At 30.7% G+C, this 16,254-nt stretch carries 15 protein-coding genes; 1 reads left to right on the forward strand and 14 read right to left on the reverse strand.

Translation table 11 applies throughout. The annotated features are described in order from the left end of the window. Nucleotides 1–31: 31 nt before the first annotated feature. From ACQKKO_RS01735 to ACQKKO_RS01800, 14 genes are all read right to left on the reverse strand, one after another. Nucleotides 32–1,036, reverse strand: a complete 1,005-nt coding sequence (locus tag ACQKKO_RS01735) for a nitroreductase family protein (RefSeq protein ID WP_498643702.1) — start codon at nt 1,034–1,036, stop codon at nt 32–34. Nucleotides 1,037–1,065: 29 nt separating this feature from the next. After that, a complete protein-coding gene (locus ACQKKO_RS01740; protein WP_498643704.1) occupies nt 1,066–2,592 on the reverse strand; it encodes an oligosaccharide flippase family protein in 1,527 nt (508 codons plus the stop codon). A 22-nt stretch (nt 2,593–2,614) separates the two neighbouring features. Further along, the gene (locus ACQKKO_RS01745) at nt 2,615–3,709 is read right to left on the reverse strand and encodes a polysaccharide pyruvyl transferase family protein (protein ID WP_498643706.1); all 1,095 of its coding nucleotides are present in this window, start codon (nt 3,707–3,709) and stop codon (nt 2,615–2,617) included. A 73-nt stretch (nt 3,710–3,782) separates the two neighbouring features. Beyond that, entirely contained in the window at nt 3,783–4,718 is a 936-nt protein-coding gene (locus tag ACQKKO_RS01750; RefSeq protein ID WP_498643708.1) for a glycosyltransferase family 2 protein, read from the reverse strand. Nucleotides 4,719–4,872: 154 nt separating this feature from the next. Beyond that, nucleotides 4,873–5,940 carry a hypothetical protein gene (locus ACQKKO_RS01755; RefSeq protein ID WP_498643710.1) on the reverse strand — a complete coding sequence of 356 codons (1,068 nt, stop codon included), beginning with the start codon at nt 5,938–5,940 and terminating at the stop codon, nt 4,873–4,875. Between the two features lie 38 nt (nt 5,941–5,978). Then, nucleotides 5,979–7,142, reverse strand: coding sequence for a glycosyltransferase (locus ACQKKO_RS01760; RefSeq protein ID WP_498643712.1), 1,164 nt, complete (start codon nt 7,140–7,142; stop codon nt 5,979–5,981). Nucleotides 7,143–7,144: 2 nt separating this feature from the next. After that, entirely contained in the window at nt 7,145–7,525 is a 381-nt protein-coding gene (locus ACQKKO_RS01765) for an acyltransferase (RefSeq protein WP_498643714.1), read from the reverse strand. A 231-nt stretch (nt 7,526–7,756) separates the two neighbouring features. Continuing rightward, a complete protein-coding gene (locus ACQKKO_RS01770) occupies nt 7,757–8,848 on the reverse strand; it encodes a glycosyltransferase family 4 protein (protein ID WP_498643716.1) in 1,092 nt (363 codons plus the stop codon). Further along, the gene (locus ACQKKO_RS01775) at nt 8,820–9,707 is read right to left on the reverse strand and encodes an NAD-dependent epimerase/dehydratase family protein (RefSeq protein WP_498643718.1); all 888 of its coding nucleotides are present in this window, start codon (nt 9,705–9,707) and stop codon (nt 8,820–8,822) included. The genes ACQKKO_RS01770 and ACQKKO_RS01775 overlap by 29 nt, the downstream gene beginning before the upstream one ends. After that, nucleotides 9,708–10,325 (reverse strand): sugar transferase, encoded by a 618-nt coding sequence (locus ACQKKO_RS01780; protein ID WP_498643720.1) that lies wholly within the window; start codon nt 10,323–10,325, stop codon nt 9,708–9,710. A gap of 37 nt (nt 10,326–10,362) precedes the next feature. Further along, a complete protein-coding gene (locus tag ACQKKO_RS01785; RefSeq protein WP_498643722.1) occupies nt 10,363–12,183 on the reverse strand; it encodes a polysaccharide biosynthesis protein in 1,821 nt (606 codons plus the stop codon). 559 nt (nt 12,184–12,742) lie between these two features. Beyond that, a complete protein-coding gene (locus ACQKKO_RS01790) occupies nt 12,743–13,513 on the reverse strand; it encodes a tyrosine-protein phosphatase (protein WP_498643724.1) in 771 nt (256 codons plus the stop codon). 27 nt (nt 13,514–13,540) lie between these two features. Then, entirely contained in the window at nt 13,541–14,248 is a 708-nt protein-coding gene (locus ACQKKO_RS01795) for a CpsD/CapB family tyrosine-protein kinase (RefSeq protein ID WP_498643726.1), read from the reverse strand. 26 nt (nt 14,249–14,274) lie between these two features. After that, on the reverse strand, nt 14,275–14,982 hold the full coding sequence (locus tag ACQKKO_RS01800; RefSeq protein WP_498643728.1) for a YveK family protein: 708 nt from the start codon (nt 14,980–14,982) through the stop codon (nt 14,275–14,277). 184 nt (nt 14,983–15,166) lie between these two features. Here ACQKKO_RS01800 and ACQKKO_RS01805 point away from each other — a divergent pair, with 184 nt between their 5' ends. Beyond that, nucleotides 15,167–16,069, forward strand: a complete 903-nt coding sequence (locus ACQKKO_RS01805; protein ID WP_498643730.1) for an LCP family glycopolymer transferase — start codon at nt 15,167–15,169, stop codon at nt 16,067–16,069. Nucleotides 16,070–16,254: the final 185 nt, after the last annotated feature.

Below are 16,254 nucleotides of genomic sequence, written 5' to 3' on the forward strand. Positions count from 1 at the left end.
AGCCCCCCTAAATAAAGATTAAAAGTCTAAATTAATTTATAACCAAAACTTCTTCAAGATTTCTTCTAGGGGAATCTGCAACTTTAAATGTATCAGGATAATTCCCCACTGCGATCATCATAATTGTTACTTCTGAATTAGGTATCTTTGCTTCTTTTTTTAGCCGTAATTCATCATCATAGTTTAATGATAAATTTAATGCACATGTACCAATAATTAATGAATGAAATGCATATATTAACGACATGGAGAATAACCCACCATCTATATAAGCTTGATTTCTTTCTTTTGGTCCTCTAAAGTCCTCAAGATTCACCGTAATAATTAGAACTTTATTTGCACCAAAACCAAAACCAGCATTTCCATTTTGATGGTTTAAGACATTCTTCATTTCTTCACCTTCATACACATACACTTTTGTGGATTGTCGATTGCAAACTGAGGGCGTTTTCTGAGCTATCTTGACACAATCTTTAATTGATTCTAAAGAAACCTCACCTGGTGAAAAATTCCTTAAACTGTGACGAGCCAAGGCAAAATCTTTAAAATTGACGTTTGCATTTTCAATATCTTCCTTTGTTAAATTAGTAACCCCTCCCGCAGTAATTTGATTGTTTTTAAATTTCGACATATCTTTTAGGTTCTCTAGTTCAGAATAAAGCTTATCTAAAATTAAATCATTTTCTTTATTAAAGTCGTAATAACTATACAATGAGTTTAGACAGATTTGTGCTGTTCTGTCCCAACCATACTCACTTACATAGTTATCAAGTTTTTCTACCAGATGTCTTACTGCTTTTTCGCCGAATCCAACTCTTGGATTTGGTAAAGATAACCCTTTTTCAATCTTGTGATAGAAAAAAATTAGATCAGTCTCCATATGTCTCTTAGTTTTACTTTCAGTAAGTTCATATGAGTGTGTATAGTATCTCTTTAAATCCTTTTGATAGTTAGAACGTAATTGTGATATCATGGTTAACCGCTTTCCCTTAGTAAAAAGGAATTTAGGTAAATACTTTTTAGCAATACTCTTCATACAATTCTTTAGCTCCTCTACTTTAAAACCTATCTACTAAAGTTAAACTTTTTCGCTATCTTTAATTTGGTATTTTTAACCAATTCTTTTTCGTACTTATTCATCCCAAATAACCAAATACTCACAGTAAATATTAAAATATATATTACGATTTTAATAGCTAGTGATAGTAAATCGTCTGTATTAAACAGATAATTATTTATGACATATCCAAAAGTAGTAATGATAATCACTACTAATAAAATACTACTAACATTTTTCCAATATAAAATCATATCAATTTTAATTACTTTATGATAATAAATATTCATTATAATAATATGACCTAAAATTAATGAAACTGCTGTGGCAAATGCAATTCCTATTCCACCGTAATATATAGCAAGAGGAATACTTATTATTACATTAATAATTGCAATTATTAAATAGGTAATTACACGAAACCGCTGCTCATTTTTCGCTTGTAAAACTGCTATACCGAAATTCTGAGTCAATGGAATAAGCAAAGGTATCATAATGATTAATACAATGTAAAATGCGTCAGTATAACTAGCGCCAGCCCAAACATAAATAAATTGATTTCCAAACAAGAAAAAACCAGATAATATAAAAGTCAGTATTATGAATTGAATCCTTCCATACCTTACCATTAACTCGCTTATTATTTGGTTACTTGCGTTATTAGCCACTAATTTTGATGCTTGAGGTAAAAATAAATTACTTAAAGATGTAGAAAACATTTTATAAATTGTTACAAATTGCATAGCTATTGCATAGATCGCTATAGTTTGAGTTCCTGATATAACACCTAATAAAAATTGATCTGTATTCCAATAAATCAAGTCTACTAATACATTTAAAAATATAAAAATAGAAAATCCAACAATCTCTTTAACAAAACTAGATTCAATTTTATTGAAATTGAATTCAACATTTAACTTTTTAAATGCATAAATCGCTTGGAAAATCAACACAAATATATTAACAATGGTAGTTATAAAAAGCATTAAAACAGCACCATAACCTATAAACAAAAAAGGTAAAGTAATTGTTGGAATCAGTAATGCACGTATAATACTTGTTGTTTTTACTACTATAAATTTCTCGTAAGCCTGTAAGATTGAACTAAAAATGGATAATGGGAAGGAGAGAGCAAAATTAAAAATGAGTATTATTATCATAATTTTAGCTTTATCCAACTCTGATTCTGTAAGACTGTTCCCAAAGATAATATCAACATTCAACCAAACTAGTAACCCAATTACTATTGCAAGTAGACCAATACAACTATAGATCTTAAGAAAGAAACCATTTAGTTTTGATTCAATCTCTTTACTTCCTATAGCATTGTTCCTTGAGATATATCGTATAATTGTGTTTCCTAGGCCCAAGTCCATAACACTAAAATACGCCGCCAAGGATCCTATTAATGCAAATAGACCATATTCTGATTGGCCAATCAATCTAATCATTATTGGAGTATATACTAAAGCAACTAGTAAAGTTACTAGTAGAGAAGCGTAAGAAAGTACAGCACCGGCTTTTCTTTCATTCATCAAATTACCACTTTCTAAAAATTTATTTTAATGCTTCTTTTAGATAAGCATATGCTTTTTCGCGTTCTTTTTTCAAAGTACCTTCTACTTCTGAATAATCAATTTCATTAATATAATCATCAAAATTCACATTTTTCTCCATTCTTTGTTTTAAATTAAACTTAGAAAGTAGAGTTTCAAGTCTTGAATACATGGAAGGTAAGCTTCCTGTTCTTTCAAACACTATAAAAGTTTTTTCAAATAATATTGAAAAAACCACACCATGGAACGAGTCTGTACAGAAAATCTCTGCTGAGTCTATGAAATCTAGGAACTCGGAAGGATCTGAAGTGTAGCGTTGCAAATCGCTCAGATTAGCTAAATTAACTATTTCTAACTTTTTATCTTTGGCTAATTTTTCAATCTTAGTCTGAGAAGAACGAGAGATTTCTCCTAAAAAATATGTTAATAAATATGGTTTAGTTGGTTTTGAATTAGATGAACTAGATATAGATCTCCATTGTTCCTTTGTAAGTAACATCGTGGGATCGACAACAACTTGTGCTTTTCTTCCGGTTAGATCTTTAATTATTTCAGCACCTTGGTCTTCCCTAACAGACAAATGCATAATTTTATCTAAGTTTTCTTTATATTCTTTTTGAAATTCATTAGGAATATGTGAGATCCCAAAACTAGCTGCATAAGATATCCTCTTTTCGATAGGAGCAAATGATAAAAAATAGGCTGAGGATCCATTAATGTAATAAGGGTTCCAGACTTGGTCACTGCCAGTAACAAATGCCTTAAAATTTAATAGGTCTTCTTTATAATCAGCATCCCCAGCAATGTTATAACTTGTCTCATGTATATAATTCTTTGAAAAATCTTTAAATCTATTTGTTCTAATAATTATTTGTTTCTTATTTTTCATATTAAGAAGTCTACTAATTATTTTTTTAGGTAATTCATTAACCTTTTTTTTATGTGATACTCTTTTTGTTTCTGTAGTACCAGTATCAACTAAAATTGTTTCCACCTGATAATCTAATGATTTGATGGCTTCTTGAAGGGCATAGTTTTGTAATCTATTCCCATAATTTTTATAACCATTCAATGTAATAATACCTATTTTATCCATATTTCCTCCTGGTTTTAACATACTCATTTTCCAATATTATATATAAATCTAAATGATCAATAATTATTATGCTTCAATTTTTTAATGTAGTTCTTATTTTCCATTTTAGTTTCTCAATATCTTCGTATTTGAACTGCAGAATAATAATAATAAAAAATATATAATTTTTAATTTTAAGTGGTCTATCACTCATGGATTTATATATATATTTTAAAGCGAATTTCTTGTGTCTTTTTTTCCAATATGTTTTGCCAACAGCAAAATTCATTCTAGAATAAACATTTTTTTCGAATCTAGATAAATAAGGAAATGAATTTATACTTTCTTCTAAAAATGGCTTATTTAACTTGAACACCTTCTCACTATCAACTGTACTACTTAAACTCTGATCATTAACTCTTCTCTTTACCAACGCTTCTTTAAAATGGACAATTTTAAAAACGTTAGCCATTTTCATTAGAAAGTAATGATCTTCTCGTAAAGGTAAATTTTCATTGAATCCACCAATATAGTTTATAGAATCCCCTCTAGCAAGAATGGTTGGGGTATTCATTACAATTTCTCCTTCATAAAACTTTCTGATTAACTCACTTTTTTCAGTTGGAACTTTGTTATAGTGTGTGTAAAGAACTTTTCCTGTTTCATTTATCAATGTAACGTTAGTAAAAACTAAATGTACATCTGGATTATTCTCCAAGAAATTAATTTGTTTTAATAGTTTATCTTCGTTCCAAAGGTCATCTGAATCTAAGAATGCAATATACTTTCCGTTAGATTTCTCTATACCTAAATTTCTAGCTGCCGAAGGTCCACTATTATCTTGAAAATAATAGATCACATCTTTAATATTTTTAACAATACTTTTTGTGTTATCTGTAGATCCGTCATCTACTATTATTATTTCAATGTTTTTGTAAGTTTGATTAAAAACGCTTGCTATAGTTTCAGCTATCCATTTTTCACAATTATAGCAAGGGATTATTACTGAAACTAAAGGTAACTTTTCCATGATAGTTCCTCCTATCCGATGTATTACTGCTCAGTACGATTCAAATCAATATTTTATAGAAGTTAATACTATACATATATACTTGTTAAAAGTTCATTTCAATTTTTAAAATTACTTTTAATTAATAACATAAGCATAGATAAGATAACTCATCTTAATTAATTTTCTTTTTGTGATTATCTAATAAAAGAAAAATTGTTAAAGGGATAATTATTACTGTTAGATATCGTGCAACTGAGACTGAAGCTAACAATAGAACAAGAATTATTATACCGAAAATAGTAGGAACATCTTTCCTTATTTTGAATTTAACCAATAATAATATCGATCCAATTAAATTAATAAGTGTTAACGGGGTACTTATCGGGCTAGTTGATTGGTATAAAGGCACCAGACTACGTAAAAAGTTTCCTAAAATAGTTTCTAGATATGTATATGAGGTTATAAATGGTAAAAATCCCAACCTTGCAGTTCTAATTGCCTCATTATCATATATTTTTTCACTTTCGCCGTACCTTCTCGAAACAAAGCTTAATTTTAGTGATTCTGAATCTGCTGAATTAAAATAATATATAATTGTAAAAACTCCAACAAAAAACAAAGTAAAAAGTAGTTTTTTTGATCTTTTCCACATAAAAAAAATAAACTCTGCTAAAATTATTGCTATTGCAATTTCAGGTCTGACTAGAATAGTCATTAAAATTGCAAATACTTTCAACACTAAATTTTTGCGTTTGTATGATATTAGGTATACAGATACACATAAAATTGTCATTCCTTCTTTTAATATAAAAAATGACCAATAACTTCCGAGAGCAGCTATAATACATATAAAACTAAACTTAAACATGTTAATTTTTTGATCTTTTTCTATATAACTTTGAAGTAATTCCGTTGTAAGCCATAACAATCCAAATGAATAACAAAAAACGCTTAAAAATCTAAAACCTACTAAGGAGACTACACTTACAATCATTTTCACGATAGATCCAAAAAAACCAGTTGAATCCCCATACATGTAAGTTTTCTCGTCAGGAAATATAAAAACCGTATTATCTCCACCATAACTAACTACAAAAAAATACCACAATATTACTCCTAAAAAGTAGATGCCTATACATATTAAAAAAAACATACTATAAAATGTGATTTTTCTATAAATTAATGTTACTAACAGCAGGGCTAAGGGAAAGGCCAAAGAAATCAAGAAAATATCTAACAAAATTCCACCACCAAACTAGACGCTTATCTTTAATAAAATTATGAACCTTTAAATGCTATAAAGAATTCTTCTCTTCTATTCTCAATTAAATCTTTATTGTATTTCTGAGCTTCTTCAAAATTTCTTTCTGCTTGTATAGCCATATTTTCATTATTCATTTTAGTCAAGATATCAATGATTTCTTTAATATTCCTCTTTGTATTACTAAAGATAAATTCTCTAGGCAATAACTCTGGAATTCCTGCTGTATTTGCTCCAAAAGAAGGGATACCCATACTCATTGCCTCAATTAAAGCTCTCGGCAGACCTTCTTGTCTACTTGGTTGCGCATATATATCAATGGTTTTCAACCAATTAAATACGTCATTATGTGGTAAGACACCAAGAAATTTCACATGCTCTAAAACATCATTTTTAATTGCTACAGATGTTAAAAATTTTTCATTTCCATTTCCTACTAATTGATATTCGAAATTGAGATTCCCTTTTTTCTTTAACTTACCTAAAGCTTCTATAATATATTGTTGACCTTTATATCTAACATCGATAGCAGCAGTAGTACCTATTATAATTTTTCTACCTTCTAGATTCGTGTTTTGAATTTGCTCTAGCCTTTCCTTAATTACTAACCCATCAAAATCTTTAAGAGCTACATTTGAACAATTAACACTATTACCATTAGTTGGATATCTTTTTTGGAGAAAATTATTTGTAACATATACTACATCTTCTGCAGCTCTTACATGTTTTTTAGTAGATAAATAACTAAATGGTGCCATAAATCTTCCTTTTAAGCTGTGATTCCATAATGCGTCCCAAGGACACGCTACAACTTCAATTAAATAAGGTTTCCCAGAATTCTTAGCCTCAGAAACTGCTATTGAACCAATTGAGCTAGGCAATCTAGCTATTAATGAATCTGCTTTTTGTATTTCATCTTTTATTGTTTTTTTTGCTTTTATTATTTGATGAATGTTTTTAACTGACTTAAAATTAGGTATTTCAATAAAAGTTACATTTTTTGTAGTAGCTATTGTCAGTTTATCGTTGAATTCTGTTATTGTTTTCTGTCTACTAAGAACAATAACTTCATCAAATACCTTTGTATACCTTTCTAACATTTCTTTTGAAAGACCACCAGTACTATAATGCTCACCTTTATATTTATAAAAAATATGATCGTGTGCAAAAACAAGTCTCATTATTATCTCTCCTTAATCACCTTCGCAGGTACACCACCAACTATAGTATTGCTTTTAACAGAGTTTTTTACTACAGCTCCAGCAGCCACTATACTTCCGTTAAATATCGTAGAGCCTGCTAAAATTCGGCAGCCTGCTCCTATCCAGACATTATCATGAATAGTTGTATATTTATAAGTTGATCCTTGATCTTTTATATTCGTTTCTAAATTTACATATATATGTTCCTCAGACATAATGGTTGTATTATGTGCAATAGATACATTATTACCTATTTCAATTCCACCTGAGGCCTCTAAATAACACATAGGATGAATACTAACATTATCCCCTATAACTAAATTATGAACATTATTAATATACACATTTGAGAATACAGCCACGTTGTCACCACAACTTTTAGCGCAATTTTTCAAACATATATACCTTATAAACATAGCAAGATAATTATCGTGACTTCTTATACGTTTTAGAATAAAAAGATGAATCTTGTTAGGAAATATTTTCGAAACCTTTATTATCAATTTCATAAAAAATGAAAATTTAGCAATTAAATCCCTTTTCCTTTTCATAAGATCACCTTATATTATGTTTTCGTTAGTTTAAATTAAAATTTATAGGTTATGAACTTCTTTTATATATTCATCTACTACTATATTTCTATTAAATTCTCTTTTTACTTTTTCGTTTCCATTTAAACCCATATTTTTTTTGAGTTGATAACCTAAGTTTATAAATTCTTCTATTTTTAGAATTAAATCCTCACTATTTTTTTCTTCAATTAGATAGCCTGTTACATTGTTGTCTATTATCTCACGACATCCACTTCGATTAGTAGTAATTAATGGTCTTCCGCTCGCTGCACTTTCAAGTAAAACGTTTGACATTCCTTCTGGATAGTAAGTTGGGTGTATTGTGCAATGAACTTTTTTTAAAATCTCTCTAATATCTCTGACCATACCATGGTAAATAATTAGCTCACTATTATGATAATCAAATAGTTTATTCTCGTAATCCCCTTCGCAGAATCCACAAATATGGAAACGCGTATTAGGATATTTATTTCTAATAAACTTAGCAGCTTCTAAATACTCATCAATACCTTTTTCTTTCATAATTCTTGAAATAAAAACAAACTCAATAACATCATCTTTTGGATAATCCAAAAGCTTAAAGTCGTTTAAATTAACACCCGATCCAGGCAATAATTTATGTTTATTAGTAGCTATATTCTTCTTTTTGAAAAAATTCATATTTTCTTCGTTCTGAAAAAAAACTCTATTAATATTTTTAAAGGCATTTTTATAAAGAATAGTCGTAATCTTTTGCATAATACCATCATTTTCGACAGCTGTGCCGAGCCCAGTAATATTAGCTATGTAAGGTATTCCTAAACTTTTAGAAGCCATCCCACCATAAATATTTGGTTTTATAGTAAATGTTAGTACTACATCTGCTTGTACTCGTTTTATTAAATTTTTATAATATTTTATTAATTTTAATTCATTAAATACATTTATACCATGTCTATCAAATTCAATTTTCTCGTATTTACACCCTATTGCAATTAGATCATCAATCCTTTCACCATAAGGAGAAGAGATAATGACATCGTGCCCATGCTCTATTAGGCTTTCAACAATTTCTTTCCTAAAATTATATATGACAACATCATGATTAACTAGAAAAAGTACTTTTTTTCTCATTTTCCATATTCCTGCTCTCAGTTTCTTCTATTGATTTTTTTAAATCATTTATCTGATAATCACCAGTTGCAATCATATCTTGACTATAATATAGATCACCAAAAACTTTGTTCAATAAACCCACCCTGGAAATAAACGGTTTGAATATAGGATTAAAAATTTTTACAAGTTTTACATTTTTACCGTGTTTGTCAGCTATTAATTTAACCATTTTACTAGTTCTAACATATTCCTTGTTTTGCGGAAAAAAATATCCTTTATCATTCGCTATGATTATAAGTTTTAGAAACTCCGATAAATTATCAATGTGTAACATACTTCTCTTATTATTTAAGTCAGGAAACAAAGGTGTAAATTTAGCTAACTTCGCTAGCTTAGGATAATTCCCTTTTGAATCTCTTCCATATATCATAGGAGGTCTTACTACGGCTATTTTAAAATCTTTACTTTGTAAAGATTGAATTCCATCTTCAGCCTCTAACTTACTTTTCCCATAAAAATTTGCTGGATTAGGTACAGTTTCTTTAGTTATCATTCCAGAAGATATACTGTCACCATAAACAATAATACTACTCATAAAGATAAATTGTTTAACACCATCAAGCTTTGATTTTTTGGCAATTTCAATTGTTAGATCTCTATTAATTTTATAATATTGTTGCTCGAGTTCTGGATCTGTTGAAACATGAGCGATACCAGCAACGTGCAAAACTACATCATAGCTTGAAAAGTCCTTATCTCTCCAATCATTGTTTCTAAGACTTATCTTTTCAATTTTTATTTCTGGATTATTATCAACCCATTGTGTAAAAGAATTTCCAACATAACTATTCCTACCAGTTATTAGAACTTTTTTCATTTATAAATGCTCCTTGATTTCTTCCGACTTATTTTTATTACTACCCTCCATAATTCCCTCACTTCTAACGACACTAATAAAAGTACCAAAGAAACACTTTAAGTCCATTAATAAACCAATTTTTTTTACATATTCTCCATCGAGTTTTGCTTTAATCTCAATAGGTAGTTCATCCCTCCCATTTATTTGAGCCCAACCTGTTAAACCTGGACGAACAGAATTTGCTTGATATTTGTCTCTTTCCTCAATTAAATCATACTGATTCCATAGAGCTGGCCTCGGGCCTATTATACTCATTTGTCCTGCAATAATATTAAATATCTGTGGTATTTCATCTAGTGATGATTTCCTAAGAAACTTTCCTATTTTAGTAATATATATTTCTGGATTTTCCAATAGATGTGTAGGAGTATCCTTGGGTGTGTCAATACGCATAGTTCTAAATTTAAATATATTAAAATAAGTTTTATTGATAGCCACTCTCTTTTGTTTAAATAATATTGGACCAGGAGACTCAATTTTAATTACCAATACCAAAACAATTAACATTGGAGACAATATAACAAGAGAAAAAACCGAAAAAATAAGATCGAAGTATCTTTTTATTTTAAGGTACATAAATGAATCAACCTCTTCTAATAGAATTTTTTAAATATTACTTTACTATATTAAGAACACGTAATTCTTTTACTTTAAAATTAGCAATTTTAAGTAATTCGCTCCTTAACTCCTCTTTGTTTCTACCATGGAATCTGTCTATTAGATTGTAAGTTACATTTATATCAACTTCTGGAGTTTTCCCTCTATAAATCATAGGATACACTTGCTCATGGTGTACTTCATCTACGCCTAATAATTCTTCAAACATCTTTTCTCCAGGTCTCATACCTGTATATTCAATTGTTATTTCTTCTTCATTATAACCTGATAAACGTATTAAGTTTCTTGCTAAATCTGAAATATTAACTGGTTCTCCCATATCTAATACAAATACCTCTCCGCCCTCAGCAAGAGATCCAGCTTGAAGAACTAATCTAGAAGCTTCAGGTATTGTCATAAAATATCGCACCATATCTGGATGCGTAACTGTAACTGGACCGCCATTCTTTATCTGGTCTTTAAACAACGGAATAACACTACCTCGACTTCCTAATACATTTCCAAAACGTACTGCTACAAACCTAGTTTCACTAATCATATCCATATGTTGAACAACCATCTCTGCAATTCTTTTAGTTGCACCCATTACACTAGTAGGATTAACAGCTTTATCACTTGATATCATTACAAATGTATTTACTTTAGCTAAGTCAGCAGCTTCAGACACGTTAAGTGTTCCTATAACATTATTCTTTACCGCTTCTTCAGGATTGCGCTCCATTAATGGAACATGTTTGTGAGCTGCTGCGTGAAAAACAACATGTGGACGATGATTTTCCATAATAATATGTATTTTTTCTTTATCCTGTATATCTGCAATCTCAGTAGCAATCTTAAGATTTGGTAATGTCCTTCGTAGTTCCATTTCAATTGAATAAATACTATTTTCACCATGACCAAGCAGTATGAGCTGCTCAGGTGAAAATCTGGCTACTTGTCTACATATTTCAGAACCAATTGAACCCCCAGCACCCGTCACTAAAATTGTTTCATTAGTAATAAATTCAGCTATACCATCTATATCTAATTCCACTGGTTCCCTGCCGAGCAAATCTTCCACGTCTACGTCCTTGAACTGACTTACTTCAACAGAACCAAGAACTAGATCTTCCATACGTGGTAATATTTGTGTTTTAACTTTTGTATCAGTACATAATTTTACAATATGATTTAGATCAGATTTCTTAAGTGAAGGAATTGCAATAATAATGTGATCTATTTTGTATTTTTCTACAATTATCATTATATCTTTTGATTCCGCCAATACCGGTAAACTCATAATTTCGAGTCCATGTTTAGTTATGTTATCATCAATAAATCCTATTGGTATTAACATTGTATCTTGATCTTGTTTTAATTGGCGCGCAATCATCGTTCCTGCTGATCCCGCTCCTACTATTAATGTTCTTTTTCCGTCTTTCTTTTTTCCAATGTATGTATCTTTGTAGACCCTCCAAGACATTCTTGATCCACCAATTAATATCACATGCATCATCCAAGTCATAATTAGAGTTCGCACATATAAGTTTTGAAAACCTATAATTTGAACAATTCCAGTAGCAAATATTGAAATAGTAATAGCATAGACAATTGCTTTCAATTCGGTTATGCTTGCATATTCCCAAGCCCTCTTATAAAGCTTGAATTTATAAGCACAAACGTGATGAACAAAAAGCAAAACAATCGAGCTTATAATAATTTCTTTAGATAAAAGTGAGTTTCCAGCTGATAGGATGAAATTGCATATGTATATTGATACAAGAACAATTGTTGAGTCAATAACCACTAATGTCAGTAATCTTTGTTTCATACTCATTTCTTAATTTCTCTCCTCTTGTTAAATTGTAAAATACAAATACTTTAAATTTAATGCTTTAAATAATTCGAAATATAAAATCAATTAAATGACAAAATAATAAAAAAGAGTTAGAAAATCGTTTACATATTGAAAACGCTTTTCTAACTCTTTTTTAGACATAACCAGTTCATGGCATTAAACCAACCCTCTCATCACACCCTCGGTGACAAGCACCTAAGGCTTATAAAGCCCGTTGCATAATTGAGTATCTCCAACTGATAACGGTAGGGGAGATATTACCTTTAAATCAACTGATTTATTGCTTAGTAATTATAAGAAAGTAATTCCATTGACTGGTTTAATCATACTACAAACATGTACAAATATCGAGATTTTTTTAAGTTTTCATTGACTAAATACCTTAAGAATCTTCAATTAATGTCGATAAATAACATGCTTTTATATTTTATTTAGACCTTATGAGTAAACTATTCATAACCAATTTTTTATATCTATATAAGAAATAAAACTAAGTTAAGCAGTAAACTGCCAATAGACACTTTACTGCTTCGAATAATTATCTAAAGAAACTAAAAATCTTTCTCTTCTTAACATGACTAGGTGGCTCAACAACTATGTTTTTATTTAAGAGTATACATTCTGCATTTAGTTGCAAGTCGTATACAAGATCATTTCCATATGAATGCTCAATTAATTCAAATGCTTTTTTCATTCTAAAGGTTCGTGCTTCTAAGTTATGAGCATCAGAAGCAAGTATATGAGCTTGGTTTGCTTCAATTAACTGATTAGTAAAGGTTTGAATATTTTTTCCAAAGTCTCCTGTTAGACTTGAGGTAGTAATTTGTGTCAGTGCTCCATTTTGAACAAAATTGAACAGCTTCTCAGGTTTATCCAGAAAGACCTTGTTTCTCTCTGGGTGAGCGATTACTGGAATATAACCTTGAACAGCTAAATCATATAATAAGCGTTCGGTATATGCTGGGACCGAGTTAGTCGGAAACTCCAAAAGTACATATCTTCCGCTCCCTGACAGCGGTACCGAATAACCCAAAGATAAATGCTTTAACAAATCTCCAAACATTCGAATCTCTTGACCAGGCATTATTTCTAGAGGAATTCCTTCCGCCTCAAGAGCTCTATTCAGTTCTTGCACTCCATTTAGCATTTGTTCAGAGGTTGAATTAAAATAAGGATTTTCATGATGTGGAGTCGCAATTATGGTTGTAATACCTTCATCTACTGCCGTACGTGCCATCTCAATACTATGAGCTAAAGATTTCGCACCATCATCTAGACCAGGAAGAATATGACAATGACAATCGATCATACAATAAAACCCCTTATTATTCTATTATTATGAGTAATAGTAATAGCTTTTTTCATCTACTGATTTATTATTAAGTATAACACCTAATAAGTTCGCATTTGTCTTAACAAGAAGTTCCTTTGTTTTTATTGCCTCTTCTTTATCAGTCTTACCACTGGATGTTACCAGAATTGTGCCATCAACTTTACTTGCTAAAAGTTGAGCATCTGTTACAGCCATCACAGGAGGAGCGTCAAAGAAGACAATATCAAATTGACTTAAGGCTTCTTTAATTATAATCTCCATCATCTGTGAGTTTAATAGTTCAGCTGGATTTGGAGGAATTGGACCACAAGTTAATATAGATAAATTATCTATATTAGTGTTTTGAACAGTTTCTTCTAACAAACTTTGCTTGGAGAGAACATTAGTTAAACCGCGAGTATTTGATAAACTAAATGTATAGTGAGCTGTAGGTCTTCTCATGTCAGCATCAATCACTAAAACACTATTTCCATTTTGAGCCATAACTATTGCTAGATTTGCAACGCTCGTTGATTTACCTTCACCAGGTCCGGCTGAAGTAACTACAAAACTTCTAAGTTCTTTATCTACGGATGAGAATTCAATATTAGTACGAATAGTTCTATATTGTTCAGATATAGGTGAATGTTTATGTAAATCAGCTATTAGGTGTCGTTGTGTCTTATTCCTAGAACCTGTTTTTTTGTGCGCATTTTGTCTAGAACGTGTCATTTCGTATTATCTCCTTCTCCAACTTTCTATGAGTATTTCTTTGTACTTTGTTCCATACTATCCATGTTAGAAACTGCTCCAAGAACTGGCAATTCAAGTGCGTCTTCTATATCTTTCTCAGTTTTTATGGTTGTATCAAGGTATTCAAGTAAGAAAGCAACTCCTACTGCAATTGCTAACCCAAGTACTAAAGCTATCGCAATATTTAACGAAGGATTTGGACTCACTGGCGAGGTATTTTCACCTACTTTAGCTGGGGATAATATATTTACATTATCTACGTTCATAATGGTTGTTATCTCGGATTCAAAAACTTGAGCTACAGTATTTGCAATGAGAGCCGCTTGTTCAGGTGAAGTATCTTCAACAGTTATTTTAATTACTTGAGAATCATTAGCCGTACTTACCGTGATCATTTTATTTAGTTGACTTGCAGTAAGTTTAACGTTTGTTTCTTCTATAACTGGTTCAAGAATTCGTGCATTCTTAATAATTTCATTGTATGTATTGATGAGTTCAATATTTGTTCGGATCTCTGTCTGAGTAAATGCTTGATCTGGATTACCGTTTGTTTGAGTGATTAATAATTGTGTTTCACTTTCATATTTAGGCGTTAACACAAAAAAGCTGACAATTGCAGCAAGAGCCATTGCTATTATTGGAATAATAATAAGTAGTTTAAGCCTACTTTTTAGCGTGAGAAATATGTCTTTTAGACTAATTGTTTCTTTCATTCTTTTTGAAGACCCCCTAAATTAAGTAACTTTCTATAACTAAATTGGATTATATCATAGATTTAAAGGGTACAACGATTAAATTTAGCTTGTGTATCTGTAATTTTTTTCATATACTTATGAAAGTATTGTGCCTTGAAGGTCTAAAGACCTATATAACAACAAAGAAAGGCGATTATAATCTATGAAAAAGGGTTTTAAAATTGCAATTATTATTGTAGGTGTTTTGTTTCTTGCGGGTGTTGGGTTTGCCTATTATGTGTATGATTCCATACGTGATACAGCAAATTCAATTCATGAGCCAATTGACGGGCGGCAGTTACCTACTCGTACAGTTGATATTAATGACTCTGAACCTGTCTCTTTCTTGATTGCAGGAATTGATGCACATGGAGAAGATTTGTCAGGTCGATCGGATACGATGATTCTAGTAACGGTTAATCCTGCTATGAAATCAATGAAAATGTTAAGTATCCCCCGAGATACGCGTACTGAAATAGTTGGCAGAGGAACAACAGAAAAAATAAACCACGCCTATGCTTATGGTGGACCGGCAATGGCTATGGACTCTGTTGAAAATCTATTCAATGTTAATATTGATCATTATGTAACCATTAACATGGAAGGGTTTAAAGAGCTAATTGATGCACTCGGTGGTGTGACAGTTGATAATAACTTTGCTTTTTCATCAGGTGGTTACGATTTTTCAGAGGGTAGGCAGTTCTTAAGTGGTGATGAAGCACTTGCATACACTAGAATGAGAAAAGAAGATCCACAAGGAGACCTTGGACGAGCTGCACGCCAACGTGAGATTGTTGAAGCCGTTTTTAAAGAAGCTGCACAATTCAGTTCTATTACAAAGGCTGGGGACATGCTAAATGTTGTTGGTGGTTCTGTTAAGACTGATATGTCATTAGATGATATGTGGACACTGCAAAACAATTATCGTAATGCGTTAGGTACTGTTGACCAGCTTGAATTTGATTATACTACTCCTACTATTGATGGATTATCTTATGTTGTCTTAAGTGATGAAACGATCGCAGACATTAGTAATGAATTACGTAAACACTTAGAATTGGATTAATGAACATGAAACCCCCTGTAGCCATAACTACAGGGGGTTTGTTGTATTTAAAATTAATACGTTAAGGCTTTGGTACTTTCAATCAGAAACCTCACTACCTCTTCGTTTCTTCCCACATATAATACACTCATCGGTGTAATAACTGTACTTGTGCTTCTTTTGAAATTTACATTTAAACCATGCTT

Source organism: Alkalihalobacillus sp. NPDC127517 (assembly GCF_050276055.1).
Classification (GTDB): Bacteria; Bacillota; Bacilli; order Bacillales; family Bacillaceae_D; genus Alkalicoccobacillus.

Excerpts from the sequence above, each read along its gene's own strand:
- ACQKKO_RS01785 (WP_498643722.1), bottom strand. The coding sequence starts at position 12,183 with ATGAGTATGAAACAAAGATTACTGACATTAGTGGTTATTGACTCAACA.
- ACQKKO_RS01750 (WP_498643708.1), bottom strand. The coding sequence starts at position 4,718 with ATGGAAAAGTTACCTTTAGTTTCAGTAATAATCCCTTGCTATAATTGT.
- ACQKKO_RS01745 (WP_498643706.1), bottom strand. The coding sequence starts at position 3,709 with ATGGATAAAATAGGTATTATTACATTGAATGGTTATAAAAATTATGGG.
- ACQKKO_RS01760 (WP_498643712.1), bottom strand. The coding sequence starts at position 7,142 with ATGAGACTTGTTTTTGCACACGATCATATTTTTTATAAATATAAAGGT.
- ACQKKO_RS01740 (WP_498643704.1), bottom strand. The coding sequence starts at position 2,592 with ATGAATGAAAGAAAAGCCGGTGCTGTACTTTCTTACGCTTCTCTACTA.
- ACQKKO_RS01735 (WP_498643702.1), bottom strand. The coding sequence starts at position 1,036 with ATGAAGAGTATTGCTAAAAAGTATTTACCTAAATTCCTTTTTACTAAG.
- ACQKKO_RS01790 (WP_498643724.1), bottom strand. The coding sequence starts at position 13,513 with ATGATCGATTGTCATTGTCATATTCTTCCTGGTCTAGATGATGGTGCG.
- ACQKKO_RS01800 (WP_498643728.1), bottom strand. The coding sequence starts at position 14,982 with ATGAAAGAAACAATTAGTCTAAAAGACATATTTCTCACGCTAAAAAGT.
- ACQKKO_RS01775 (WP_498643718.1), bottom strand. The coding sequence starts at position 9,707 with ATGAAAAAAGTTCTAATAACTGGTAGGAATAGTTATGTTGGAAATTCT.
- ACQKKO_RS01805 (WP_498643730.1), top strand. The coding sequence starts at position 15,167 with ATGAAAAAGGGTTTTAAAATTGCAATTATTATTGTAGGTGTTTTGTTT.
- ACQKKO_RS01770 (WP_498643716.1), bottom strand. The coding sequence starts at position 8,848 with ATGAGAAAAAAAGTACTTTTTCTAGTTAATCATGATGTTGTCATATAT.
- ACQKKO_RS01795 (WP_498643726.1), bottom strand. The coding sequence starts at position 14,248 with ATGACACGTTCTAGACAAAATGCGCACAAAAAAACAGGTTCTAGGAAT.
- ACQKKO_RS01780 (WP_498643720.1), bottom strand. The coding sequence starts at position 10,325 with ATGTACCTTAAAATAAAAAGATACTTCGATCTTATTTTTTCGGTTTTT.